At 68.9% G+C, this 1,187-nt stretch carries 2 protein-coding genes; both read left to right on the top strand.

Annotated elements, in window-relative coordinates; translation table 11 throughout:
* On the top strand, positions 1-749 hold a 749-nt coding region (locus JCM12178_RS17400), incomplete at its 5' end, for a FecCD family ABC transporter permease (protein WP_245628861.1).
* Positions 742-1,187 (top strand): ABC transporter ATP-binding protein (locus JCM12178_RS17405; RefSeq protein WP_157054989.1); only part of this gene is annotated, 446 nt, incomplete at its 3' end. The genes JCM12178_RS17400 and JCM12178_RS17405, both read left to right, overlap by 8 nt.

The following is a 1,187-nucleotide window of genomic DNA, read 5'->3' on the forward strand; positions in this document are numbered from 1 at the left end:
GCTGGCCGACCCTTTCACGCTGGGCGTCTCGTCCGGCGCGGCCTTTGGGCGCGGCGCTTTGTCTCGTGCTCGGATTGACGCTCTTCGGCGCGGCCACCCTGCCGCTGTTCGCGTTCATCGGGGCGGCCCTGACGCTGGCCGCCGTTTTATGGATAGCCCGCGGCGACACCTCCCGGTCCCCTTCCACGCTGGTGCTGGCCGGGGTCATCACCGCGTCGATCCTGTCGGCGGGCCTGAGCTTTCTCAAGTACATGGCGGACGAGCGCGTCTCCACCCTCATCTTCTGGCTCATGGGCAGCTTTGCCGGAAGCGGCTGGACACAGGCGATCACGGTCTGGGCCGCGTCGCTGACCGGCCTTTTCTGTTGCCTGTGGTTCGCCCGCGACCTGAACGTCATGTCTCTCGGCGGCAGGACGGCGGCCTCGCTGGGCGTAAACCCCGCGCGGGTCCGACTCTTCCTGCTCATGGCCGCCTCGTTCGTCAGCGCGGTCTGCGTGGCCTCGGCGGGCATCATCGGCTTCGTGGGCCTCGTGGTGCCGCATCTGGTGCGCCTGCTCTCCGGGCCGGACAACCGCATCCTTTTGCCCGCGTCCGCCCTTGCCGGAGCGGTGCTGCTGCTGGCCGCCGATACCCTGACCCGCGCCGTGCTCCCGCACGAAGTGCCCATCGGCGTACTCACCGCGCTCATCGGCGGGCCGGTCTTCTGCTGGCTGTTCCGCAAACGCCACGCCGGGAGGGATCATGCCTGATTCTGCCCTGCACATTGCGGCCCTGCAATTCTCCCACGGCGAAACGCCCGTGCTGCGTGACTTCTCGCTCTCGCTGAAGGCTGGTGCGCTGCACGCCGTGGTGGGCGCGAACGGCTCCGGCAAAAGCACGCTGCTCGACCTCGCGGCCGGATACCGCTGCCCCGCGTCCGGCGAAATCCGGCTGAACGGAACTCCGGTCCAGACGCTCGGCCCGCGTGAGCAGGCCCTCCGGCTGGCCTACATGCCGCAGGACGAACGCTCCGGATTTGCCTACACCGTGCGCGAAACCGTGATGATGGGCCGCCACCCGCACATCCCCCGCTTTTCGGCTCCCGACGAAGAAGACAGGCGCGCCGTGGAAAACGCCCTTGCCGCGCTGGACCTGACCGACCTTGCCGACAGGCCCGCCACCGACCTCTCCGGCGGGGAACGACAACG

Source organism: Salidesulfovibrio brasiliensis JCM 12178 (genome assembly GCF_001311825.1).
Taxonomy (GTDB): domain Bacteria; phylum Desulfobacterota; class Desulfovibrionia; order Desulfovibrionales; family Desulfovibrionaceae; genus Pseudodesulfovibrio; species Pseudodesulfovibrio brasiliensis.